This is a genomic window from Mesorhizobium sp. 1B3 (assembly GCF_050958605.1).
In the GTDB taxonomy this organism is placed as follows: domain Bacteria; phylum Pseudomonadota; class Alphaproteobacteria; order Rhizobiales; family Rhizobiaceae.
Window position 1 is genome coordinate 99,543 of sequence record NZ_JBJHDO010000016.1, and the last position, 23,876, is coordinate 123,418.

The 23,876-nt window shown below is 63.7% G+C and carries 22 protein-coding genes; 13 read left to right on the forward strand and 9 right to left on the reverse strand.

Annotated features, from left to right (window positions below):
- Positions 1-22: 22 nt before the first annotated feature.
- Positions 23-991, reverse strand: a complete 969-nt coding sequence (locus ACCO56_RS29790; RefSeq protein ID WP_433644568.1) for an AraC family transcriptional regulator — start codon at positions 989-991, stop codon at positions 23-25.
- A gap of 171 nt (positions 992-1,162) precedes the next feature.
- On the opposite strand from ACCO56_RS29790, the gene ACCO56_RS29795 reads away from it, so the two are divergent.
- Positions 1,163-1,393, forward strand: a complete 231-nt coding sequence (locus tag ACCO56_RS29795; RefSeq protein WP_433644569.1) for a hypothetical protein — start codon at positions 1,163-1,165, stop codon at positions 1,391-1,393.
- Between the two features lie 28 nt (positions 1,394-1,421).
- On the opposite strand, the gene ACCO56_RS29800 is transcribed toward ACCO56_RS29795, so the two are convergent.
- Positions 1,422-2,180 (reverse strand): SDR family oxidoreductase, encoded by a 759-nt coding sequence (locus ACCO56_RS29800; protein WP_433644570.1) that lies wholly within the window; start codon positions 2,178-2,180, stop codon positions 1,422-1,424.
- Between the two features lie 246 nt (positions 2,181-2,426).
- Here ACCO56_RS29800 and ACCO56_RS29805 point away from each other — a divergent pair, with 246 nt between their 5' ends.
- On the forward strand, positions 2,427-3,662 hold the full coding sequence (locus ACCO56_RS29805; protein ID WP_433644571.1) for an amidohydrolase/deacetylase family metallohydrolase: 1,236 nt from the start codon (positions 2,427-2,429) through the stop codon (positions 3,660-3,662).
- Positions 3,663-3,720: 58 nt separating this feature from the next.
- Here ACCO56_RS29805 and ACCO56_RS29810 read toward each other — a convergent pair whose 3' ends face one another.
- Together ACCO56_RS29810 and ACCO56_RS29815 are read right to left on the reverse strand one after the other, a co-directional pair.
- Positions 3,721-5,367 (reverse strand): urocanate hydratase, encoded by a 1,647-nt coding sequence (locus ACCO56_RS29810; protein ID WP_433644572.1) that lies wholly within the window; start codon positions 5,365-5,367, stop codon positions 3,721-3,723.
- On the reverse strand, positions 5,360-6,688 hold the full coding sequence (locus ACCO56_RS29815) for an amidohydrolase family protein (RefSeq protein ID WP_433644574.1): 1,329 nt from the start codon (positions 6,686-6,688) through the stop codon (positions 5,360-5,362). The genes ACCO56_RS29810 and ACCO56_RS29815 overlap by 8 nt, the downstream gene beginning before the upstream one ends.
- A 114-nt stretch (positions 6,689-6,802) precedes the next feature.
- On the opposite strand from ACCO56_RS29815, the gene ACCO56_RS29820 reads away from it, so the two are divergent.
- The 5 genes from ACCO56_RS29820 to ACCO56_RS29840 all read left to right on the forward strand — a co-directional run bounded on the left by ACCO56_RS29820 (position 6,803) and on the right by ACCO56_RS29840 (position 11,872).
- Entirely contained in the window at positions 6,803-7,501 is a 699-nt protein-coding gene (locus tag ACCO56_RS29820; RefSeq protein WP_433644575.1) for an IclR family transcriptional regulator, read from the forward strand.
- Positions 7,489-8,430, forward strand: a complete 942-nt coding sequence (locus ACCO56_RS29825) for an arginase family protein (protein ID WP_433644576.1) — start codon at positions 7,489-7,491, stop codon at positions 8,428-8,430. The genes ACCO56_RS29820 and ACCO56_RS29825 overlap by 13 nt, the downstream gene beginning before the upstream one ends.
- Positions 8,431-8,443: 13 nt before the next feature.
- Complete coding sequence (locus ACCO56_RS29830) at positions 8,444-8,740, forward strand: Dabb family protein (RefSeq protein WP_433644577.1); 297 nt, start codon at positions 8,444-8,446, stop codon at positions 8,738-8,740.
- A gap of 80 nt (positions 8,741-8,820) precedes the next feature.
- Positions 8,821-10,146, forward strand: coding sequence for a YjiH family protein (locus ACCO56_RS29835; protein ID WP_433644578.1), 1,326 nt, complete (start codon positions 8,821-8,823; stop codon positions 10,144-10,146).
- Positions 10,147-10,213: 67 nt separating this feature from the next.
- Positions 10,214-11,872: an HAL/PAL/TAL family ammonia-lyase gene (locus ACCO56_RS29840; RefSeq protein ID WP_433644579.1), complete on the forward strand. Its 1,659-nt coding sequence runs from the start codon at positions 10,214-10,216 to the stop codon at positions 11,870-11,872.
- Between the two features lie 154 nt (positions 11,873-12,026).
- Here ACCO56_RS29840 and ACCO56_RS29845 read toward each other — a convergent pair whose 3' ends face one another.
- Complete coding sequence (locus ACCO56_RS29845; protein WP_433644580.1) at positions 12,027-13,793, reverse strand: NAD(P)-binding domain-containing protein; 1,767 nt, start codon at positions 13,791-13,793, stop codon at positions 12,027-12,029.
- 135 nt (positions 13,794-13,928) lie between these two features.
- The gene (locus ACCO56_RS29850) at positions 13,929-14,870 is read right to left on the reverse strand and encodes a MurR/RpiR family transcriptional regulator (RefSeq protein ID WP_433644581.1); all 942 of its coding nucleotides are present in this window, start codon (positions 14,868-14,870) and stop codon (positions 13,929-13,931) included.
- A gap of 283 nt (positions 14,871-15,153) precedes the next feature.
- Between ACCO56_RS29850 and ACCO56_RS29855 the strand changes: the two genes are divergently transcribed.
- The 6 genes from ACCO56_RS29855 to ACCO56_RS29880 all read left to right on the forward strand — a co-directional run bounded on the left by ACCO56_RS29855 (position 15,154) and on the right by ACCO56_RS29880 (position 21,808).
- Complete coding sequence (locus tag ACCO56_RS29855; protein WP_433644582.1) at positions 15,154-15,966, forward strand: ABC transporter ATP-binding protein; 813 nt, start codon at positions 15,154-15,156, stop codon at positions 15,964-15,966.
- Positions 15,967-15,978: 12 nt separating this feature from the next.
- Positions 15,979-16,818: an ABC transporter permease gene (locus ACCO56_RS29860; RefSeq protein WP_433644583.1), complete on the forward strand. Its 840-nt coding sequence runs from the start codon at positions 15,979-15,981 to the stop codon at positions 16,816-16,818.
- A 119-nt stretch (positions 16,819-16,937) separates the two neighbouring features.
- Positions 16,938-18,113, forward strand: a complete 1,176-nt coding sequence (locus ACCO56_RS29865; protein WP_433644584.1) for an ABC transporter substrate-binding protein — start codon at positions 16,938-16,940, stop codon at positions 18,111-18,113.
- Positions 18,114-18,283: 170 nt separating this feature from the next.
- The gene (locus tag ACCO56_RS29870; protein ID WP_433644585.1) at positions 18,284-19,372 is read left to right on the forward strand and encodes a Gfo/Idh/MocA family protein; all 1,089 of its coding nucleotides are present in this window, start codon (positions 18,284-18,286) and stop codon (positions 19,370-19,372) included.
- 106 nt (positions 19,373-19,478) lie between these two features.
- Entirely contained in the window at positions 19,479-20,921 is a 1,443-nt protein-coding gene (locus ACCO56_RS29875; protein ID WP_433644586.1) for an amidase, read from the forward strand.
- 95 nt (positions 20,922-21,016) lie between these two features.
- Positions 21,017-21,808: an ATP-binding cassette domain-containing protein gene (locus tag ACCO56_RS29880; protein ID WP_433644587.1), complete on the forward strand. Its 792-nt coding sequence runs from the start codon at positions 21,017-21,019 to the stop codon at positions 21,806-21,808.
- Positions 21,809-21,832: 24 nt separating this feature from the next.
- Here ACCO56_RS29880 and ACCO56_RS29885 read toward each other — a convergent pair whose 3' ends face one another.
- Genes ACCO56_RS29885 through ACCO56_RS29895 form a run of 3 tightly spaced genes read right to left on the reverse strand, consistent with a single transcriptional unit; the run spans position 21,833 to position 23,743 of the window.
- Positions 21,833-22,219: a VOC family protein gene (locus ACCO56_RS29885; RefSeq protein ID WP_433644588.1), complete on the reverse strand. Its 387-nt coding sequence runs from the start codon at positions 22,217-22,219 to the stop codon at positions 21,833-21,835.
- A gap of 4 nt (positions 22,220-22,223) precedes the next feature.
- Positions 22,224-22,868, reverse strand: a complete 645-nt coding sequence (locus ACCO56_RS29890; RefSeq protein WP_433644589.1) for a transcriptional regulator — start codon at positions 22,866-22,868, stop codon at positions 22,224-22,226.
- Positions 22,865-23,743 (reverse strand): LysR family transcriptional regulator, encoded by an 879-nt coding sequence (locus ACCO56_RS29895; protein ID WP_433644590.1) that lies wholly within the window; start codon positions 23,741-23,743, stop codon positions 22,865-22,867. The genes ACCO56_RS29890 and ACCO56_RS29895 overlap by 4 nt, the downstream gene beginning before the upstream one ends.
- Positions 23,744-23,876: the final 133 nt, after the last annotated feature.

The window sequence follows — 23,876 nt, forward strand, 5'->3', positions numbered from 1 at the left end:
TGGCCGTATCTTGCGGCCTTCGTTAAGCGACTTGCCGGGCTTCGGCTTGGACAAAAGTGACGGATTTCGGCTTCGCCCGCATGGCCAGGCGGAATATTCCCGGCGACACGCCGATGCGCGCCTTGAAGGCGCGGTTGAGGTGGCTCTGGTCGTAGAAGCCGCAGGCGACCGCCACTTCGGCAGGCGACCCGCCGTCGACGAGCATCCGACGGGCTGCACGAATGCGACGATCGGTCAGCCAGGCATGGGGCGTGAGGCCAGTCTCCCGGCGCATGGCGCGGATGAGCCGGGTGCGCGGTATCCCGGCAACATCGGAAAGGGTCGCAAGATTGACCGTTTCGGAATAGCGCGCGTCCAGATAGTCGATCGCCCGCGCGACCGGACCGCCTTCCCTGGGAGGGGGCCGCTCCGATGCCGCCAGAATGGGATTTGCGGTGCTGCCATGGCGCGCAAGCAGACGGACGAAAAATCCTAGCAGCCTTTCATCAAGTTCGAGCGCATCCCCACCGGCCTCGGCAAAGCGATGGACGGCGGCGAGCATGTTCGCCAGCTCCGCGTCGGCAACGATGGGCCCGGCGAAGTGGGGCTGCCCGACAGGAGGCCGTTCGCTCGCGTCGGCCGCCGCCTCCAGCAGCAGCTCCGCGGAGGGATAGCTGATCCGATAGGCGAAGCCGTCGCCCGCCGGCTCGCCGTCATGGACGACACCGGGATCGATCAGGACGAGATCGCCGGGGCGAGCATAGTGGCGGCAGCCCCCGATCGTGAATGTCTCGCATCCCGCTACGATCGTTCCGACCACGAAAGACTCATGCGTATGCGGCGAATAGGCATGGCTCCGGAACCGCGCCGCAAGGCATTCGAGCGCGTGTGCTCGGGGAATGCTGAAGAAACGCGCGGTCTCTTCAACGGCAAGCGGGTTCAAATGATACGACTGGTCCGGCGACATCGCGGGAGCGTCAATCCTTGCGGCGATCGGGCGTCGTGCCTGCACGCCTCCTGAAGGCGTAAGGCAGCATTCTTTCGGACAATGTGGCGTCGTAAACACCGGGTGCCAAGGTGTTATGGAAGTGTGAATGGTTTTTGCCGCAATTCGATGCTCAAAACAGGACAGGCGCCGCGATTCTATCGGGCAAGCCGTATTGGGGAAATCTGCAGGGCAGGCATGGCGAAGGCGAAGATCAACCCACCTGGACATCCTATCGACGACAGCAGATACCAACCAGAGTGCCAGTTCGCTCTCGAGCCCTCGGTGACCAAGCTCCTGCAGATGGCCGAGCAGGCCGGGTGGGATCCCCGCCAGGCCGCCTACGCCGTGATGATGCTGGCTGCCCAGGCCGTGACCGAGTCGGGGCCCGTCGAAGCCGGCCCCGGCATCGCCGAGACCTTGTCATAAAGCGCCGCGGCCCTCCGGAGGGACGCGGTCAATTCGATATCTGTTCGAGGAACGGCAGATTGCCGGCCATGAGACCGGCGTCGACATTTAACGTCACGCCCGTGATACCGCTCGCTGCGGACGACGCAAGGAATGCGGCCGCGCGCGCCACTTCCGCCGGCTCCACCAGTCTCCCCAGCGGATAGAGCCGGCTGACGGCAGCAAGGATACCGGGTTTTTCGGCGATGCGATGATCCCAGGCGCCGGTGCGAATGGAGCCGGGCACGACCACATTCGCCCTGACACCGTTCTTCCCCTCTTCCGTCGCGATTGCGCGCATCCAGGCGTTGAGCGCCGCCTTGGCCGCTGAATAGGCGGGGTTGCCGCAATGAGCCAACGCATTCACGGAGGAGATGAAGACGAATGCCGCGCCCGATGGGCGATTGCGCATGGATGGAAGCAACGCCTTCGACAGCAGCGCTGCGCTGCGGAAGTTGAGGTCCATCTCACGATCGAGCGCCTCTGTCGTCACTTCGGCCAGCGTCTCGGCGCGCGTCCAGCCCGCATTGGAAATGACTGCCGCCGGAGCTCCGGCCCGGATAATCCGCTCGGCCGCTGCGGCGACCGCGGCGTCGTCGAGCAGGTCGAAATGATGGCTCTCGGCAATTCCGTCCGCCGTGAGGTCCATGTCCTCCCGGTCGCACGCGACGACTTTTGCGCCGCCTGCGGACAGGACCTTCACCATGGCGCTTCCGACGCCGCCGGCCGCACCGGTGAGCACGACCCTGCCCCCTGCGAAATCGATCATGATCTCCTCCCTCGAGCCGGCCAATTCGCTGCCGACCCTCCATCGAATCCCCCGCCTTTGACGTCAGGGAGATGTCGAGAGGGAAAGATGCTGGCGGTCTTGTAATAAAGCAACATGATTCCGAGAAAAATGTTGCTTTCCAACACGGACTGAATCACCATGCCGGTAAAGGGACAGGGCGGGCTCGCGACGCCGTCGCCGCCAGAGCGGCGGCGTCGCGATGGAACACCTCGTGAGGGAACCAGGATGCAATTCGATCTCCTCCTTCGGGGCGGACGGCTCGTCGACCCGGCTTCGGGTCTCGATGCGCGTCGCGACGTCGCCATCGCCGGGAACCGCATCGCGGCAATCGACCAGGACATTCCGGCGGAACGCGCAGCGAAAATCGTCGAGGCCACGGATCGCATCGTCACGCCGGGCCTCGTCGATCTGCATAGCCATGTCTATTGGGGAGGCACGTCGCTCGGCGTGGACGCCGACCGGCTCGCGGCGAAAAGCGGCACGACCACCTTCATCGACGCGGGAAGCGCCGGCGCGGGCAATTTCCTCGGCTTCCGCCGGCACGTGATGGAGCGGTCGCGGGTCCGTATCCTCGCTTATATGAATATTTCCTTCGCCGGCATTTTCGGCTTCTCGCACACGGTCATGGTTGGCGAATGCGCGGATCTCAGGCTTTGCGACCCGCGCGAGGTCGTGGCGGCCGTGCGCGAACACCGCGACGTCGTCGTCGGGGTGAAGGTGCGCTCGGGTCGTATCGCCGGTGGCACAAGCGGCATCGCGCCGGTCGACCTCGCGCTGGAGGCGGCCGACCAGGTCGGTCTGCCGCTGATGGCCCATATCGACGAGCCGCCGCCCGGCCGGTCGGAAGTCCTGCCGCGTCTGCGCCGTGGCGACATTCTCACCCACTGCTTCCGCCCCTTTCCCAATGCCCCGGTCTTCGCGTCGGGCGCGGTGCGGCCGGACATGTTCCTGGCGCGCGAGCGCGGCGTCATCTTCGACATCGGCCACGGCATGGGCTCGTTCGATTTCGACGTCGCCCGCGCCATGTTGCGCGAAGGGCTGGCGCCCGACGTGATCAGCAGCGACGTCCATCTCTACTGCGTCGATGGCCCGGCGTTCGACATCCTCGTCTGCATGTCCAAGCTGCTCGCGCTCGGCATGCCCTTTATGGATATCCTCCGCGCGGCGACACAGAATCCGGCCGATGCGATCGGCCGAACGGATCTCGGCAGGCTAGCCGTCGACGCTCCGGCCGACATCGCGGTATTGAAGCTGCAGCCGGGCCGCTTCACCTTCGTCGATGCGACCGGCACCGAGCTGGTGGCAGGGGAAAGGCTGGTTTCCGAAGGCATCGTCGCCGGCGGTGTGTGGTGGCCGAACGACCTCTCCGTCAACCACGACGAGACCGAGCGTTTCCACCCCCACGCCCACCACACACATGTGGACGTCGCCTCCCGGCATTTCAGGTGCACGCCGGCCTAAAATTCAGCAGTCGCGGAACATCGCAGCGTCGGTATCGCCTATCGGAGTTCCAGCGCCATCAAGCAAATCTCGTCTTGATCCGCGACTGATAGGACGGGTTCAGCATCGACTCGATGGCCTTGTCGTATCCGGCATCGGCATGTCGCGCGATGCCGAGACCGGGATCCGAGTCCAGAACTGCTTGCAGCCGCTTGTCCGTCTGGGCCTGGCCATCTGCAATGATCGTGACCCCTGCGCAGCGTGCCCAGTCATCCATTTCGTGCAGGGCAACCAGATCGGCGCCGGCGCAGGCGTTCATCAGCGCATTCAGAAGCGGCCAGTCGGCGACGGCATCGGATCCGTCGGCCATGCTGTCGGTTTCGCGGAACGGCAGCGCTGCCGAGCCGGAATCGAGGTGATCGCGGGTGAAGCAGACCGGCGCCGATATGCGGCCGTCGGCCACCGCCACGTTGACAAGCCGCGCCAGACGCGAGCGCTCGCCAAAGCCCAGCCAGCCTATCCGGGCCGGCAGTCCGGTAAATTGTACGTTCTCTCGCGCGACGCGAATCCATTCGACGATGCGCGAATCCGACGCGAAATTTTCCAGGATAATGTCGTCGATGGTCTCGATGTCGGCAGGGTCGCCCGAGGCCGCGATCCAGCGGAATGGGCCGATCCCTTCACAGAAGAGCGGGCGGATATAGGCCTTGACGAAGGAATCAATCTCGAAAGCCCGCTCTTCACCCAGCTCCGACATGGTGCTTCGGAAGTTGTTGCCATACTCGAATACAACAGCACCCCGGTCCCTGAAGGTCAGAAGCGCCCGAAAATGCTTCAGCATCGAGGCCTCGGCTGCCGCGGCAACCCGCTCAGGATCGGATTTGCGCAGCTTATCCCATTCGGCGTGGGTCATCCCCTCAGGCACATAGGCCCGATGCGCGTCGGGTTCGGTCTGATCCGTCACCACGTCGGGGACGATGTCGCGCTCAAGCATCATTGGGAGGACCGTGGCGGCATTTGCGCAAAGGCCCACGGAGGCGCCGGTACGTTCGGCCCTCTTCTCGCGGCACAGGCGTTCGGCAGTGTCGAAATCGTCGACGATAATGTCGAGATATCCGGTGCGGTGGCGCCGTTCGAGCGCCTCCCGATTGACGTCGATCACCAGGGTCACCGCACCGGCCAGTTTGCCTGCAAGCGGCTGCGCGCCCCCCATACCGCCGCAGCCGGCGGTCACGATCCAGCGGCCGGAAAGGTCGCCGCCAAAATGCCGGCGCCCAACCGAGCGGAATGTCTCGTAAGTGCCCTGTAAAATTCCCTGCGAGCCGATGTACTGCCACGCCGCCGCGGTCATGCCGGGAAAGATCGTCAGTCCCTTCTCTTCAAGCGGCTTGCGCTTCGAGAGCGCGGTCCAACGCCCCACGAGGTTGCCGTTGGCCATGATGACGATCGGGGTGGTGTCCTGCGACGGAAACAGCCCGACAGGCTTGCCCGACTGCATGACCAGCGTCTGGTCGGTCTCAAGCGCCTGTAGGGCTGCGCGGGTGCGATCGAAGGCCTCCCAATCTCGCATGACCTTGGCACGCGACATGTAGATGACCAGATCCTCGGCACGCTCGGCATTCTCAAGGTTGTTTTCCAGCAGACGCAGCAGCGCTTCCTGCCGCCAGCCCTTGCACCGCAGCGTCAGGCCTCGCGCCGCTTTGATGTTTCTTGCTTGATCAGCCATTACGCCCCCGTTGATTTGCCGCTTGCGGGTCCGTCAGCTTGCCGTCGGCGACGACGCGCCGTCCGCCAAGCCAAACATCCCGGATGTGGTTCATACCAAATCGTTCGACCACCAGCCCGTGGCGCGGTACGCGCCAGACGGCTATGTCGGCGGCCTTGCCCGGCTGGAGGCTGCCGGTTCTTTCGCCATGGCCGAGAGATGCCGCGGCGTTCAGCGTCGCCATGTACCAGGCCGCCGAAGCGCCCAGCCGGAACAGGCGCGGCAAAAGCTGCATCATCATCTGCATCGACACACTGGGCGAGGATCCGGGGTTGTAATTTGTCGCCACCGCCGGGACGCAGCCCGACTGCAGAATGTGCGCGCCCAAAACCGGCAGGTGCGGTTTCGCCGCAGGAGCGAGCGCATTGTCTATGACCGCGCCCGTCATCTCGAGCATGTGAAAATTCGACCCCGGCAGCAGGGTGACGACCGTCCCGCTTTTCGCGAGTGCGCTCAGGTCGTCGGGCGTAGCGTAGTCCGCGTGATCGGCGCTGGCCGCGCGCCATTTCGCGGCCAGTTCCAAACCCCGCCATGGTCCCGCCTGATCGGCGTGGATGCGCAGTCGAATGCCGTGCTGGACTGCCGCCGCTGCGATGCGGTCGGATTCCTCGAAGTCGAAACACACCGGATCGCAGGCGATATCGCAAAAGCCGGAAAGTTTCGCTGCTTGGGGGATCGCCGCAATCACCGCATCGACAAAGGCGGCGCGATCGCTTTTCGGCGGAATATGAGCGCCAAGGAACGTCGGCACGACCTTTACGCCGTTGCGGCCATCGAGGCTGCGCGTGAGCTTCAGCAAGTGGAGTTCCGTTTCCACACTGTCGCCATAGCCGGTCTTCGCTTCGACGAGGCCCGTTCCGTGCAGAAGCATGTCGTCGAGTGCCGCTTCGGCCTTGGCGAGAAGCTCCACGTCCCGCGCCGACGAGGTCTTCCGCACTGTCTCGGCTATCCCGCCCGTCGAGATGCCGCCCGCCAGCCGATTGGTTGCGCGCGCGTCGAACTCCTGTTCGCGCTCACCCGCGTGGACCAGATGCGTGTGCGGATCGACCAGCGATGGCGACACCAGGCATCCTGAGACGTCATATATGTCGGCTGCGCGAAAACGATCGAGGATCTGCGCGGTGGAGCCGACCTCCACGATCCTGCCTCCGGCCACCGCCACGGCGCCGTTCGTGATCGGTTCGAGCGACAGTAGATCGCTCCCTCCCACGCCTGCGGACGGCCCGTCGCACGTGATCAACTCGCTTGCGTTCGCAATGACGAGATCGACGTCATGTTTCAACTTGGATCGCCCTTCTACTCCGCCAGGCGGAATTAATCTTCGTATTGCGGAATTGCTAGGGTTCGTATATCGACATGGCGGAAAAATTGTCAACCTCCGTGGATGGGAGAACACATGACGACAGATCAGGACGATGCGCGTGGTCGAGACAGTGTACGCTCGGCGTTACGGGCTTTTTCCATCGTCAGCTTGTTCTCGTCACAGCGGCCGCAGCTGACGATGAAGGAAATCTCGGAGGGTGCCGAACTGCCCTCGAGCACGACGGCGCGGTTGATTCAGACGCTCGCCGGCGAAGGTTACCTGCGCAAATGCGACAACGGCGCCTATGCGCCGGGCCCCCGCCTGATAGAGATGGCCGCCTCGATCTCGGGTGCGGCCAGCCTGACCGAAATCGTGCGGCCGCATCTCGAGACGCTTCGCGCCGAAACGGGAGAAACCGTGTGCTTCGCCATCAAGGCAAGCGAGACTGAGGCCGTGTATCTCGATCAGTGCGACAGCCCGCAATCGGTTCGTCACGTACGTTGGGTCGGTGAGCGTGTACCCCTGGCGAACACCGCGATCGGCGCGGCCCTGACCGGGGGGTGCGCACCGGGCGAAGCAAAGATAGCGCTAAAGACCTATGAAAAAGACGTCTCGGCTGTTGCCGCACCGATCCGCAACGGTTCGGGCAAGATCGTGGGCGCTATCAATGTCACCGGGCCCAGCTACCGGCTGACCGAGGCCAAGTTGCAGCAGATGGGCGAGGCGCTTCTGCGTGAAATTTCAAAGATCGAAGGATCGTCCGACCAGAGGAGCAATTCATGGGCAATTTGACGCCCCCCATTGATGGGCGCAGCTTCATGGGCGCGCGGCAGGGCTGTGTCGAGGATGTCTGCAAGGGCGGCTTCGCGGTGATCGGAGCGCCATTTGGCACACCTTACGACCTGCGTGGCATCGCATCGGGCGCAGCGGATGCACCTGCCGCGATACGGGCGGCGTCGTACCGGTATCGAGCCTTTGCAGGTCGCTACGATTTCGACATCGGCGCGCCCCTCTTCGACCCCGGGCAGATCGACCTGCATGATCTTGGCGACTGCGCAGGAGATCCCGCCGATCCTGGCACAGCGGTTGCTGCAATCGAAACCACCGTGCGCGCCGTCAGCGCACGCGGGGCGCTGCCCATTGTGCTCGGTGGCGACGACTCCACGCCCATTCCGATCTGCGCCGGCCTCGACGGGCACAGCGACATTCACGTCCTTCAGATCGATGCACATCTGGATTACCGCGACGAGGTTCGGGGGCAACGCTATGGCTATTCCAGCCCTATGCGGCGCGTCCGGGAAATGCCCCATGTCGGCAAGATCGTCCATGTCGGCACGCGCGGGATCGGCAGCGCACACTTGCAGGACATGGAGGATACGCTGGCCGCCGGCAACACGATCGTCACCGCGCGGGATATCGCCCGATCGGGCACTGGCGCGGCTCTTTCGCAGTTACCGGACGGAGCGAACGTCTATGTGACCATCGATTGCGACGGGCTGGACCCTTCGGTGATGCCGGGCACGAGCGTGCCCCTGCCGGGCGGGCTTGCCTTCTATGACGTCGTCGACATGGTGCTCGACCTCATCCGCCGGTGCCATCTTCGCGGCATCGGTTTCGCCGAGCACTACCCCGAGTTCGACATCAACCGCCACACCGCGATCGCCATCACGCGCATCATCAGCAACGCGATCGGTATGTCCCTGCGGAAGCAAAGCGCCTGAGAGGAGAGCGACGATGTTGCGTCATTTGGTAATGTTCAAGCTCAAACCGGGTGTGGCTCGCGACGACCCGCGTGTTGTGAAGGCTGTCCGTTCGATCGAACGGATGCCCCAAGATATCGACGAGGTCGAATCCGCCGAACTTGGGTGGGATTTGTCGGGAAAGCCGCATGCGTTCGACTATGCCACGCTGTGGCTCTTCCGCGACCGGGCGGCCCTGGAGCGATACGCCGCTCACCCGGCCCACCAGAAGGTGCTTGGCGAAACGAAGGACATCTTTGATGCGATGATCGCCGATTTCGAAACACCCTGAACGGGGGGCACCCGTCACCCAATTTTCTTTCAGAAACGAACAACCCAACCGGAACAGCCCCGGATGGGAAGGGAGGGTTCATGCAAACTGAAAATCAAGCTCTAACGGAAGATGCCGGCCGCGGTGCAGCGCTGGCGAAGATGATTGTCCTCAGCATTCTCGGCATCGTCATCTTCTTCGTTGAAATCCCGTTCTTCGGCACCAACGCGATCTTGCCGGTGCATATCTCCGATTTCATTGTAAAGGGGGCACGGCCGGTAGCGATTGCTTTCGTGCTGATCCTGATCGCCTACGGTGCGCTGGAACCGTTTTACAGCGGCGGTTGGAAACGCTCGGTGGGAACCGCAATATTCACCGGGTTCAAGGTATTGGGCTTTTTGCTGACCGTCCTCTACTTGGCCGGGCTCGCGCCGTCTTTCATCGCCACGCCTGGCATGATGCCTTTCCTGTTCGAGAAACTCGTGCTGAATCTCGGGCTGATTGTGCCGCTCGGTGCTTTGGGTCTGAGCTTTCTGATCGCCTACGGACTCGTCGAGTTCTGCGCCGTATTCCTTGAGCCAGTCATGCGTCGGGTCTGGCGAACGCCCGGTTATTCGGCCGTGGACGCAGTGGCGTCGTTCGTGGGCAGCTATTCGATCGGCATCCTGATCACCAATCAGATGTTTCTGAACAAGTCCTACTCGTTCCGCCAGGCGGCCATTATCGCGACAGGCTTCTCCACTGTTTCAACGACTTTCATGGTCGTCGTCGCCAAGGTTCTGGGTCTGCTCGAGATGTGGAGCTTCTATTTCTGGTCCACCCTGGTCATCACATTCGTCGTGACCGCGATTACGGCGAGGATCCCCCCGATCTCGCGCTACGACGACACGGAACCAAGGGATGTCACTGCCATTCCGAGTGACGCACAAGGCGGCCTTCTGGCCCGAGCGATTTCCGCGGGCGTCGAGCGGGTCCAACAGAACCCTGCTTTCCTGACGGTGTTGAAAGCGACCCTTCGCGACGGGCTGAAGATGACCTCGGTGATCTTGCCGACAGGTGTGTCCATCGGTCTTCTTGGCCTGCTTCTGGCCGCCTATACCCCGCTCTTCGACTGGCTCGGCCTGCTCTTTTATCCGCTCCTCGCGCTTCTGCAGGTGCCCGAAGCGATGTTGACGGCGAAGGCCATCGCCGCGACGCTTGCAGAGATGTTCTTCCCGACGGGAATGTTGCAGGAGGCGCCACTCCTGTCGAAATACATCTTTGCCGTGGTTTCCGTGTCAGGGATCCTGTTCTTCGCAGGCTCGATCCCCTGCATTCTGGCAACGAAGATTCCTCTCAAGGTTCTTGACCTTATGATCATCTGGCTGTTGCGGGTGTTTCTGAGCATCCCCCTGGCCGTGCTTTCCGCCCGTCTGTTCCTGGGCTGACGAATACGATGCGGGACGCATTATCGCCCCGCGCCCCACTCCAAGGTGACAAGTACGGGAGATCATCATGCGCATAGGAAGCGCTTGGAAATTTCTGCTCGTGACGGCCGTGACAATTCTCGGTTGCTCCGCCACATCCGCCGAAACGTTGATACTTGATGGCGCGTCGCTGACCGCGGCCCGGGTCGCCAAAGCCGCGCGGGATACCGAAACCGTCATCGAGATCGATGCGGCGGCCGCGCAACGCCTGGCAGCAGGATTCGATCTGGTGATGGAAGCCGCCACGCAGGGCAGTCCCGTCTATGGTCTGACCGTGGGCGTCGGCTGGAACAAGGATCGCCCGGCCTTCGAAATTGCGGATGGCAAGCGCGTCGTGAGCGACGAACTGCTCCGATTATCGCGCGAGTTCAACCGTGGCCAGTTGCGAGCCCATGGCGGAGGCTTCGGCGAGTCCTTGCCCATCGAGGTCGTGCGCGCAAGCATGGTCATCCGGCTCAACCAGATGCTGACTGGCATGGCAGGGGTCCAGCCCGCCGTCGCCGACATGTATCGCAACTTTTTGAACGAGGGCATCACACCGGTGGTGCCGGCGCGCGGCTCGATCGGCCAGGCCGACATCACGCTGGCCTCTCATGTCGGTCTTGCCATGGTCGGCGAATGGTACGTGGATTATCAAGGCAAGCGCATGCCTTCGGCCGAAGCGCTAGCGGCTGCCGGGATTTCGCCAATCTCACCCGTCGGCAAGGATTTTCTGTCGATCATCAGTTCGAACTCGCTCTCGGCGGGGCGCGCGGCGCTGCTTTCGCAAGATGCCGACCGGTTCCTGCAGCAATCGATCGTCGCCTTCGGGCTGGCGCTTGAGGGCTATAACGGCAATGTTGCCCCGTTCCTGCCCGAGACGACCGGTATCCGGCCCTTTGCGGGGATGAACAAAGCCGCCTCGATGATCACGGATGCCCTTGAGGGCAGCTATCTGTGGTCGATGTCCGATACTCGCGGTCTTCAGGACCCGCTATCCTTCCGGACCATGGCATATGCGATAGGAGCGGCTCTGGAAGCTTCCGAGGCGTTGACGACCGCGCTCGAAATCCACATCAACCACACTGACGACAACCCCGCGACAATCACCGGCAATCCATACGCCGGGCAGTCCGGCCAAGTGCAAAGCTATGGGGTCGCGGGTGATTCCCCGGGTGCGATTTACCCGACCGCGAATTTCGAGATGCTCCCCGTGACTGACAAGGTCGAACAGCTGAACGTCGCACTTACGCGCATGGCGCGGTCGGTTGTGATGCAGACGATACGTTATGAGAATCCGGCTTTGACCCAGTTGCCGCGATTCCTTGCGGCCCCCGGCAACAGGGGATTGGCCTTCGGGGCTATGCAGGTTCCCCTCACATCGCTCTATGCCGAGCTTCGAATGCTTGCGATGCCAGTGTCGCTCGACAGCTTCGGAACCTCGGCGGGAATCGAGGACGTGGCAAACAATTCACTCCTTGCCTTCGCCAACCTGGATCGGATCCTCGAGCTTAACTACCAGATCGCTTCAATGCAGCTTCTGCACGCCACGCAAGCCGTCGATCTGCGTGGCGTCGAGGATCTTGGCGGCAAGACAAGGCGGCTCTATCACGCCTATCGCGCGGCGGTTCCCTTCGTCGATGCTGACCGCGCCTATACTGAAGACCTCGCGAAGGGCATCGAAGTGCTGAAGGCGTTTCAGCCTTGACCGCAAGCCCGAGGACTGGCTCCGCGGTCGGATGAGGGCTTGTCAGAGTATTTTGCAGCCGAGTGAAATCACTTGGCACCGCACAAATACGGCTAAAACAAACGGATAGAGGGCGTTGCGTCCATTCGGACGCAACGCCCTCTAGGCAAACGCCTCAATACACCGGCGTCGGAATGCCCTCCATGCGTGCCTTGATCTGCAGGGCGACGAACTTCGAATAGAATCGTGACAGCGCCAGGTTGCCGCCGTGGAACCAAAGAGCTTCCTGCGCGGTCGGCTTCCACATGTTGCGGGGCTCGCCCTGCCATGGGCCGGGGTCGTTCCTCACACCGGAGCCCAGGCCCCAGCAAGGGCCGACCTTGTCGGCCACCTCGCGGGACACGACGACCGCCACCGTTTCGTGCATCGACTGGTAACCGGTGGATGTGATGATCACGTCTGCCTCGAGTTCCGAACCGTCGTCGAAAAGGATCCCTTTCGGCGTGAGCCTTTCGATCGACACGCCGCTGCGGATTCCGATCTCGCCATTGATGATGAGATCCGAGGCGCCGACATCGATGTAATAGCCGGACCCGGTGCGGTAGGCCTTCATCATCAGGCCGGTCTCGTCATGGCCGAAATCGATGGCGAAGCCGGAGCCCGCGAGCCGTTCGTAGAAGGCCGCATCGCGTTCCCTGATGCGGTCATAGAGGGCTTTCTGGCCCTCGGGCATCAACGCGAAGGGCATCGAGGCGACGATCAGGTCGGCTTTCTCGGTGGTGATGCCCCCGGCGAGCGCGTCTTCGGAATAGATCTCGAAAGCCAGCTCCGTCAGCGTGTCCGACTTCACCACCGTCGTCGGCGACCGCTGGACCATCGTGACGTCGGCGCCGCTTTCCCAGAGATCGACGCTGACGTCGTGACCGGAACTCGCCGCGCCGATCACCGCGCAGGTCTTGCCCTTGAAGCGCCTGCCATCCGCATACTGGCTGGAGTGCAGGATCTCGCCCTCGAAGACATCGGCGCCGGGAAGATCGATGAGCTTAGGCGGCCCGTAGGCTCCGGTGGCGAAGACAAGTTGCCTGGGCTTCAGCACGACACGTTCGCCGGCCCGGTCGACTTCCACCGTCCAGATCTTCTCGTGCTCGTCGTAGGAAGCGGCCACGCAGGCCGCGGAAGTCCAGTAGTTCAGCTCCATCACCCGCGCGTACATTTCCAGCCAGTCGCCCATCTTGTCCTTGGGGGTAAAGACCGGCCAGTTCTCGGGGAACGGCATATAAGGCAGATGATCGTACCAGACCGGATCATGCAGGACGAGCGAACGGTAGCGGTTGCGCCAGGAATCGCCGGCCCGCGCGTTCTTCTCCAGGATGATGGTGGGCACGCCGAGCTGGCGCAGCCTCGCGCCGAGCGCCATACCGCCCTGTCCCCCGCCGACAATCACGCAATAGGGTTGCTCGCTGGTGCCGAGCGCCGCCTCCTCGCGACGCCGGGTCTCCGACCAGGTTTCGCGGCTGCGCTCGGCCTTGTGCCGCACGCCGAGGGGCCGGCTGGGGCCCTTCTTTTCCTCGAATCCCTTGAGCTCGCTGATTGCCGTGAAGAGGGTACGGCATCGCCCGTCGATCAGGCGAACATGGCCCTCCCCGCGCGCCGTTGCGGTCTCGAAGGTGAACCAGGCCTCGGTCACCCCGCCATCGGTCGTGGCGTCTTGCGCAAGCCGCCAGCCGGCCGGCGCGGTACGGGCTAGCGTTTCGCCCAGCATCTCGCGGATCGCCGATCGGCCTTCCATGGTGCGGATGTTCCAGGTGAAGGCGAGGAGGTCGCGCCAGTAGCAATCTTCGGGGAAAAGGCCGGTGACCCCGTCGATGTCGCCCGCCTCCAGCGACCGTGCGAAGGAAGCAAGCCAGGTGGCCGCTTGCCGGTTTGGTGCCGTCTCGAGCATCTCTCCCCCTCCAGAACAACAGCTTGCGACATGCTCGGAGCGCCTGGTGTCCTTATTGGACGCGGACGGCGCTCCATCTCCTTGTTTTAGTCGCATTTGTGCGACGCCAAGTGATGCCACTCGGCTGCAAAATGCTCAGTCGCCGAGCGGCTCCATCTCCTTGCCTGCCCGGTAGATCTGCAGATTGTATTTGATGCGGCGCAGCGTCTCGCGCGCCGGTCCATCGATCCTGTAGCCCGCCGCCACCGCCATCAGGTCGACCACGGCCAGGAACGCGAAACGCGAGGCCGTCGGCTTCAGCGTGTCGGGATATTCGGGAATGGCGACGGTGAGCCGGACGTCGCAGGCCCGGGCGAGCTCCGTGTCGGGCGCCGTCACGCAGATCGTGTTGGCGCGGTAGTGCCTTGCGAGCGCGACCGCTTCGATCACCTCGCGCGTGCGTCCCGTCGCCGAGATCGCGATGACGAGATCGCCGGGCTTCAGCGTCGAGGCGGTCATGCGCATCAGATAGGGATCGCAATGCGCGCTCACCGTCACGCCGTAGCGAAACAGGCGATATTGCGTCTCTTGCGCCAGCGCCGAGGAAGACCCACCGAGGCCGAACACCGTCACCTGCCGCGCCCCGGCGATGAGTTCGGCTGCCTTCTGAAGTTGCGCCGGATCGAGCTGCCGCTCGGCTTCCTGCAACGCGCGATGGGCCTCTCCGAACACGACACCCCAGAAAGGCATGCCGTTGCCGCCGTTTCTGGGAGCGGGTTTGTCGAGATAGAGAGCTCCCACCACGAGACTCTGCGCCAGTTTCAGCTTGAAGTCTCGCACTCCCTCGCAGCCGATGGCCCGGCAGAACCGCGTGACGGTCGGCTCGCTGACGCCTGCCCGGCTGGCCAGCGCCGCATTGGATGCGTCGACCGCGAACTTTACGTCGTCGAGGACGACGTCGGCGACGCGGCGCTCCGCCGGCCGCAGGTCGCCGTAAGAATCCTTCACCTGAGAGATGATGTCGGGAATGCGCCCCGTGTGATCGGCGACGCCGGTTTCCCCGGCCGCGAGGCGCGCTGCTTCGTCAATCCCAGTCATGGAGCCGGTTTCATCCCTGCCGATCGCCGAACTCTTTCGAATTCCCTGGCACGCTCGCATCTCGGCGTCATCGACCACATCATGCGGGAAAAGCATGTAGGAAAGCAACAGGCTTTTCAAGGTGCAAGAAATCTATGCGAATTCAAGCGGATGATCCACGCGGTCGAGATTACGCGAGCTCTCTCGCGGGGCGCTCCTTGACAGAAAAGTAGGATAGTTACAGACTGATTTTCGGGCAGGAGGGCGATCTGATGGATTGTCGCGCAGTCTCCGAGGGGGGCGCATGAAAGCGCAGAAGGCAGCGTCGCCGAAACTCGGCGTGCGGCAGGCGACGAAGGTCTATCATACGGCCTCGGGCGACTTGCTTGCGCTCGACAGATGCAGCCTCGACGTCCATGCCAAGGAGATCGTATCGGTCGTCGGACCTTCGGGTTGCGGCAAGACGACGTTGCTGTGGTCGATGTCCGGCCTGCACGGGTTGAGCAGCGGCGAGATCCTGCTCGACGGCCAGCGCATCGTGGGCCCGCATCCCGATATCGGCATCGTCTTCCAGGAGGCAAACCTCCTGCCCTGGCGCAACCTCGATGCCAACATCAATTTCCCCTTCGAGATCAAGGGCACCACACCCGATCGCCAATGGGTCGCCCATCTCCTGAGGAGGGTCGGCCTCGAAGGATTCGGCGGCAAGTTCCCGCGCGAGCTGTCAGGCGGCATGCAGCAGCGCGCGGCCATCGTGCGGGCGCTGTCGCTCAAACCTTCGGTGCTGTTGATGGACGAGCCCTTCGGTGCGCTCGACACCTTCACGCGCGACGAGATGAACCGGCTGGTCGAGGAGATCTGGCTCGACGCGCCCACCACCATCGTTTTCATCACCCACAGCATCGAGGAAGCCATCTTTCTCTCCGACCGGGTGGTGGTGCTGTCGCCCCGTCCCGGCCGCGTCGCCAAGGAGTATCGCGTGCCGTTCGCGCGACCGCGCTCGATGGAGATCATGGCGACGAAGGAGGTCTTCGACCTCACCAACGCGATCAAGATGGACATCGTCGGCGGACGCGCCCAGGCGCAGCTCCGTCAGCTTGCAGAAACTTCCAATTGAGGAATTCCCGCCATGAGCAGTGACGCGATTCCTGAATTCCGCAAGTCGGGCGAGGGCCACGACGTCAGCCTCACCAATTTGTCCGCCTTCTCCAGCGGACCGTCCGTGAAATCGGGGCGTGAGATCGCGGCGATCGTGGTCGTCGCGGCGATCGTCATCGGCGGTCTCGAATTCGCGCTGCGTTACTTCGAGGTGCCGCAATATATCATGCCTCCGCCCAGCATGATCGTCGGCGCGCTGTTCAGCGAGTTTCCGCTGATCCTGCCGCATCTCGGCCATACGCTCGTCGAGCTCGTTTCCGGTTTCGCCATCGGCGCCGTCGTCGGCCTGATCCTGGCGGCCGTCGTCACCCAGTTCCCCTTCGTCGAGAAGATCGTGGCGCCCTACATCCTGCTGCTCGTCACCACGCCCATGCTGGCGCTCGTGCCGCTTCTCATCCTGCGCTTCGGCTTCGGCTACACGCCGCGCATCATAGCGGTCGCGCTGGCCGCCGGCCCGATGGTGATGATCAATGCCGCGACGGGCTTCCGGCGGGTCGACAGCGCCAAGATCGCGCTGGCGCGCTCCTACGGCGCCTCCACCTTGCAGATCTTCTGGAAGATCCGGGCACCGATGGCGCTGCCGATGATCCTTGTCGGACTGATGATCGGCGCGATCTTCGGCCTTCTCACGGCAGTGGGCGCGGAGATGGTCGGCGGCGGCTTCGGCCTCGGCAACCGCCTGACGACTTATTCGTCGATGATCCAGATGCCGCAGTTCTTCGCCGTGGTGCTGATCCTGTCGATCCTCGGCATCCTTATCTACACGCTTTTCTTCCTGATCGGAAAGAAATGGGCGAGTTGGGAGGCCTGAAGCGATGAGATCAGGATACCGACTGGAAACGCATCGGACCCGGGCCGGAGGAGGCACGCCGATGTCGGGACAAGAAGCCTGAACCGCTGAGTGCAATAGCCAAGAAAAAGGGGAATACCATGAGAGAAGACGAAATGATCGGAATGGGACCGGCCGGTTCGATGAGCCGCCGCTATTTCCTGCAGGTCACGGGAGCGGGCGTGGTCACCGCCACTGCGCTCGGCGTGCCGGGGCTGATGTCGCGCGCCGAGGCCGCGACCTACGAGAAGTTCACCTGGATCTCGCCACGCGGCACGCTCGAAGTGCTCGACGACTATCCTTACTGGGCCGCCAAGAAGATGGGCTATTTCGGCGACCTGCCGACCGATATGCAGCCCGGACCGTCGGACGGCACGGCCACCGTCAAATTCGTCGATGTCGGACAGGCCGACATGGGCTTCCCGTCACCGGGCGTCTTCTCCTTCGCCATCCAGAATGGCATGAAGCTGAAATCCGTGTTCCACATGGGCGCGCGCGACACGTTCAGCTTCGCCTTCCGCAAGGGCGAGGGAATGACGGACCTCAAGGGCTTGGAAGGCAAGACGGTGCTGCTCGGCTCCGCCGCCTGGCAGTCGATCACCGACCCGCTGCTCGCCTCGCAGGGCGTCGACATCAAGAAGGTCAAATATGTAGAGGCCGGCTGGCCGACCTGGGGCACGGCGCTCGCCGGCGGACAGGGCGACGCGGCCCTCTCATGGGAAGGGCTGCGCGCCGAATGGATCGCCACCGGCCTCAAATTCGACTACTGGCTGGGCGTCCAGAAGTCCAAGCTGCCGGCCAACACATTCGTCGTGCGGGCGGCCGACCTCGAGGATCCAGACCGCAAGGCGTTCCTCGAAAAATACCTGCGTGGCTGGGCCATGGGCCTGGAATTCGGCTACCAGAACCCGCGCGCCGCGGTCGAAGCCGTCTTCGAGCAGTTCCCGACGCTGGGCAAGAATCTCGGACCGGAACTCGGCACGACGTCCATCCTGCAGCAGATCAACGTTTTCCGCGGCGACATGGACAAGCGCGGCGGCTGGGGCTGGCATGACATGGCGAGCTGGCAGGCCTTCTTCGACGAGATCCACAAAATAGGCCAGATCACCAATCCGGTGAAGGCCGAGGATGTCACGACAAACGACCTGATCGGCCCGGCCAACGAGTTCGACAAGGCCAAGGTCAAGGCCGACGCCGACGGCTACAAGCTTACGGAAGGCTTCGCGGCGCTCGATGTCGAGAAGATCAAGGCGCACATGTTCGACGACGCGGTCTGATCGCATAGAGCATCGCGCCGAAAAGTGGGCGCCGGTTTTCGGCAAAAAGCGATGCGAACGCAAAAGCCTATCGCATTGGGCCGATCCAGAATCGCGCCCGATGCGGTAGTCATCGAATCCGGCGGGCGGCCTAGAGCTGCCCGCCACCTGACAGAAATCGGGAGGATGTCGTGTCGGATAAAGTAAGAGTTCTCGTGGTCGGCCTCGGCAATATGGGGGCCTCGCATGCCAGCGCCTATCATCGGCTCGAGGGTTTCGAGATCGTCGGCCTGATGAGTCGTTCGATCAAGAGCAGGAAGATTCCCGCCGAGCTTTCCGGCTATCCGCTTTACGAGGATTTCGAACAGGCCCTCAGGGAAACCAGGCCGGACGCCGTGTCGATCAACAGCTGGCCCAACACCCATGCCGAATTCGCGTTGAAGGCCATCGACGCCGGCTGCCACGTGTTCATGGAAAAGCCGCTCGCCACCAATATCGAGGACGCCGAGAAGGTGGTCGCCGCCGCGCGCGCCAAGAACCGCAAGCTGGTGCTCGGCTATATCCTGCGCGTCCATCCCTCCTGGGTGAAATTCATCGAGGTGGGCAAGACGCTCGGCAAGCCGCTGGTCATGCGCCTGAACCTCAACCAGCAGAGCAGTGGCCAGGCGTGGCACTGGCACAAGAACCTGATCGACTCGCTGATTCCGATCGTCGACTGCGGCGTGCACTATGTCGACGTGATGTGCCAGTTGACGGGAGCAAAACCCGTCCGGGTGCATGGCATCGGCGCCAAGCTGTGGGCCGAGGCGGCGAAGCAGAATTACGGCCATCTGCACGTCACCTTCGACGACGGCTCGGTCGGCTGGTACGAAGCCGGCTGGGGCCCGATGATGAGCGAGATCGCCTATTTCGTGAAGGATGTCGTCGGGCCGGAAGGTGCCGTATCGATCGTCGCGGGCCAGTCGGAAAGCGCGGCCAAGGAGACCGACGAGGTTTCGGATTCGGCCGACATCGACCGTCACACCAAGACCGACGCCATCAAGGTCCACTATGCCAAGGTCGACGCGGACAAGAATTTTGTCCGGCCCGACGAGATCTTCAGCATGGAGGACGAGCCCGGCCATCAGGAGCTTTGCGACCGCGAGCAGCAGTTCTTCCTGCGCGCCATCAGGGAAGATCTCGACCTGACGGAATCCATGGACGCCGCGGTCAACAGCCTGCGCATCGTGCTTGCCGCCGAGCAGAGCATCAACGAAGGCCGCGCCATCGACCTGGCCTGACAAAAGCCGGGCCGCTTGTGCCAGCGACCCGTTTGACTTGGCCGTCGGCGGGCGGTTGGATCGCTTGCGTCGATTGCCGTTAGGTAAGATTCCCGGAGGAGGAAATATGAGCGCCGTTAGCGAGAGCCTGCTGCAGACCTATGCCGAATCCGATGCACTGGGCTTGGCCGATCTGGTGCGGCGAGGCGAAGCGTCGCCGGCCGAGCTGGTCGAGGCCGCGATCACCATGATCGACAGGCTCGATCCCCAGCTCAACGCGGTCATCCACCGTCTCTACGATATGGCCCGCGCATCGGCAGCCACCGTCGATCGCAACGCTCCCTTCGCCGGAGTGCCGTTCCTGCTCAAGGAACTCGCCACCTCCTGGACGGGCGCTCCCAACACCAATTCCTCGTACTACCTGAAGGACGTCGTCTCGGATTTCGACGCGGAGGCAGTGCGGCGCATGAAGGCGGCGGGTCTGATCCTGGTTGGAAAGTCGAACGCGCCGGAGAATGGCTGGTCCATTTCCACCGAACCGAAACTCTACGGCGTGACGAAAAATCCATGGAAGGACGGCATCACTCCAGGCGGATCGAGCGGCGGCACGGCGGCCGCGGTCGCCGCACGCATGGTTCCGATCGGCGAGGCCAGCGACGGCGCAGGTTCGATCCGCGTTCCGGCGTCGTGCTGCGGCGTCGTCGGCCTCAAGCCGTCGCGGGGCCGCGTCACGCTCGCGCCTTTCGGCGATTTCTGGTATGGCGGGGCCTATTTCCTCTGCTGCTCGCGCAGCGTGCGCGACACCGCCGCTTATCTCGATGCGCTGGCCGGCGCGTTGCCTGGCGATCCCTATACGCCGCCCGTCCCGGAGGCGAGTTGGCTTTCCCTTGCCGCGCGCGCGCCCAAGAAATTGAGGATCGGCTATACCGTGACGCCGCCCAACGGTACGCCGATCGGTGCCGAGCCCAAGGCCGCCGTCCTGGCGGCCGCCAAGACGCTGGAGGCGCTCGGTCATTCGGTCGAGGAACACGATATGCCCTTGGCTGCGAATGAAGCCTGGAAGACCTATACGGACATGACCTGCGTGCAGACGGCCGCCACCTTCGGCGCGCTGGAGGCGCTGGTCGGCCGCCCGGTGACGCGGGACGACGTCGAGCCCATCACCTGGGCGATCATCGAGCGCGGCCGCGCCACCAGCGGGATTGTCCATGCCAACCAGGTCGAGCAATGCCGCCAGCTCAGCCGGGCGATTGCGGGAGACCTCGCCCCCTATGACATCTTCGTCACGCCGACGCTCACGCAACTGCCGCGCCCGCTCGGCTTCTACGACATGTCGGAGACCGACCTCGACCGCTACAACGCCAAATGGACGGACTCCGTCTTCGCCTTCCCCTTCAACATATCCGGTCAGCCGGCAATCTCCCTACCACTCCACTGGACGTCCGACGGCATTCCGGTGGGCGTCCAGCTCGTCGGACGCTATGGCGACGAGGCCACCGTGCTCGCCGTTTCGACGCAGCTCGAACAGCATATGCCCTGGAAGGACCGTCGTCCGCCGATCAGCGCCTAGAGAGCATCGTGCAGCCAGCGGCCCACAAAACTTGACTAATCGGGTCATGCTTCATAGTCAGCGTTGATGGCGCTCTTTTCGCGCCGCGCGACAGGATGGACAGGCCCTTGACCTCGAACGCCTTCACCGTGGATGCCGCGAGTTTCGCGGTGCGAGACCGTACGCTGCTCGGCCCCGTTTCGCTCGAGCTCGAGCGGGCGCGGGTCTACGGGCTGATCGGCCACAACGGCTCCGGCAAGTCCACGCTGATCAAGCTGCTCGCCCGGCAGCAGGAGCCGACCGCAGGCTCGATCAGCTTCTCCGGCCGGCCGCTCGACCGCTGGGGTGCGCGCGAGCTTGCCCGCTCTCTTGCCTATCTGCCGCAGACCACGCCGGCTGCGACGGGCCTGACCGTGGAGGAGCTGGCGGCGCTCGGGCGCTATCCCTGGCACGGGGCGCTCGGCCGCTTCGGTCCTGAGGACCGCCGCCATGTCGAGGAGGCGCTCGCCCTCACCGACATGACGGGCTTTGCCGGCCGGCTCGTCGACGAGCTTTCCGGCGGCGAACGCCAGCGGGCTTGGCTCGCCATGCTGGTGGCGCAGAATGCCAGCGTCATGCTGCTCGACGAACCGATCTCGGCGCTCGACCTTGCCCACCAGGTTGAGGTGCTCGGCTTGGTGAAGGAACTGAGCCGCAGGCGTGACCTTTGCGTCGTGACGGTGTTGCACGATCCCAACATGGCCGCGCGTTACTGCGACGAGCTGATCGCGCTCAGGCAGGGCAAGCTTTTGACCCGTGGCACGCCCGACGAGATGATGCGCGACGAAGTGCTGAAGGACATTTTCGGGGTAGACATGGGGGTGTTCCTGCATCCCGCGACCGGCCAGCCGATCGGGTACGTGCAGTAGGCGACCGACAGCCCTTTGAGAATGTCACTTCAACCTTCGCGGGGCCTCTGCCGTCTGGTACATCGAGATCGTGTGCCCGTCGGGATCGGCGAATTCGGACGACCAGCCGCCTGGTGCATGGCTGACCGGCGTCACGATGGTGGCACCTTTCTCCGCGAGCCCGGCAACCACGTCGTCTATGCCGCCATCAGCCAGGTCGAAGACGATGATCGGTGAGTTTCCGGGCCGCGACTCCATCCTGAAGAAGATCAGGTCGACGCCGTTGGCCGTGCGGGCCATGAGCCAAATGCTGCCGTCCTCCTCTTCCATGCGCTCGACGGAAAGGCCCAGCACGTCGCGATAGAATGCTTCGGTCCGGTCGATATCGGAGACGTAGTAGCAGATATTGCCGAGACTGCATTTGCCGAACATGCGTTTACTCCTTGTGAGCGGTTGTGCTCTTTCCTTGTTGCCGCGGATCTCCATTTTGTGAGCGCGTCACGACAAAAAGGTGTCCGTCGGGATCATGGCTCGCCAGCACCACGTCGTTGCGCCGGGCGGTTTCTAGCAGAGACCGCCGGATAGCGCCGAACGCAAGGCGGCCGACAAGACCCGGCATGCCCTCGATGCGATGCCCGCCCGCTTCGCGCCAACGCCGCCGGATCTGGGCGATGCGTTGACGCAGCGCCGGCTCGGCAAGACCAAGCAGCCAGGCGATCTCTTGCCTGGTATGTCCGGTAAGGGCCAGGAGCGCCGTCGTGCGCAAGGCCGGCGGCAGGCCGCCGACAAAACGCTGGGGAAGAATTTCGTTCTCGGCAGGTTCGACTGAAGCACTCGGAGCACATAGCGTTTCGCGCCGCCGCCTCCGAAGAGCTGTCCTTGCGTCGAAGGCGGCACGCCTGCGCAGCGCCCCCTCCAACCAGCGGCGGTTTTCGGCGCAGCCGAAGTCGGTCCGGCCGGCCTCGACCGCTGCCAGCAGGATCGTCTGCAGCAGATCTTCCGCCTCGTCGGCGCGTCGTGCCGCCCGGCGTGCCCTGCGCAGGAGTTCGACATAGGGAAACGATCGCGCCGCGGCCCTCATATGAACAGCCCTCGCTCGCGCTCGACGGCCTTTGCGATAAAGGTGGCGACAGCCTGGATCCGACGCATCGGCCGAACGCTCTCGTGATAGACCAGCCAATAGGCGCGGCGGATCGGCGGGATTGCAGAGACCGGCACAAGCTCGTCATGGGTCCGGGCGATGAAGGCGTGCAATATGCCGATGCCGGCGCCGGAACGCACCGCCTCGACTTGTCCGAGCGCGGATGAGATGGAAAAGCCGGCATGCCAGGCCGGGCTGAATTCGCCGGCATAATCGAGCGAGGGGCTGATCACGAGATCCGGCACGTAGCCGACAAGCCGATGTCCGGCGAGCTCCGCCGCGTCGCGCGGCAATCCATTCGTCTCCGCATAGGCGCGGGAGGCATAGAGGCCGAGCGAGTAGTCGACCAGCTTAGCGGCGACAAGGCGGCCTTCGGCCGGCCGGTCAACGGTGATGGCGATGTCGGCCTCCCGCCGGGAAAGCGAGAAGGAACGCGGCACCGGCACGAGCTGGATGGCAAGGTCGCGGTGCTGGGTTGTCAGCGCGCCGAGCCGGGGAGCCAGGAAGGTCACGCCGAACCCGTCGGGCGCGCCGATGCGCACCGTGCCGGCAATGTCGTCTTCGCCCACGATCTCGGCGCGGGCGGCGATCATGTCGGCCTCCATGCGCTCGGCGACTTCAAGGAAGCGCTCGCCTGCCGCGGTGAGTTCGCTGCCGGTGGTGAGGCGCCGGAACAGCTTCGCCTTCAACGCCTCTTCGAGGGCTGCGACCCGCCGCGAGACCGTCGCGTGATTGAGCTCCAGCCGCCGTGCCGCACCGAGTATCTGCCCCGCCCGGGCGACCGCCAAGAAGATGCGGACATCGTCCCAGTTCATGCGCACCAACCGGTGGCGACGCACCCTGCGTTGCCCCCCTCTGTCCTGCCGGACATCTCCCCCACAAGGCTACGAGATTCACACATCCGGCGGAGCTTTCTGGAGCACCCCTCATCCGACCGCGCTTGGCGCA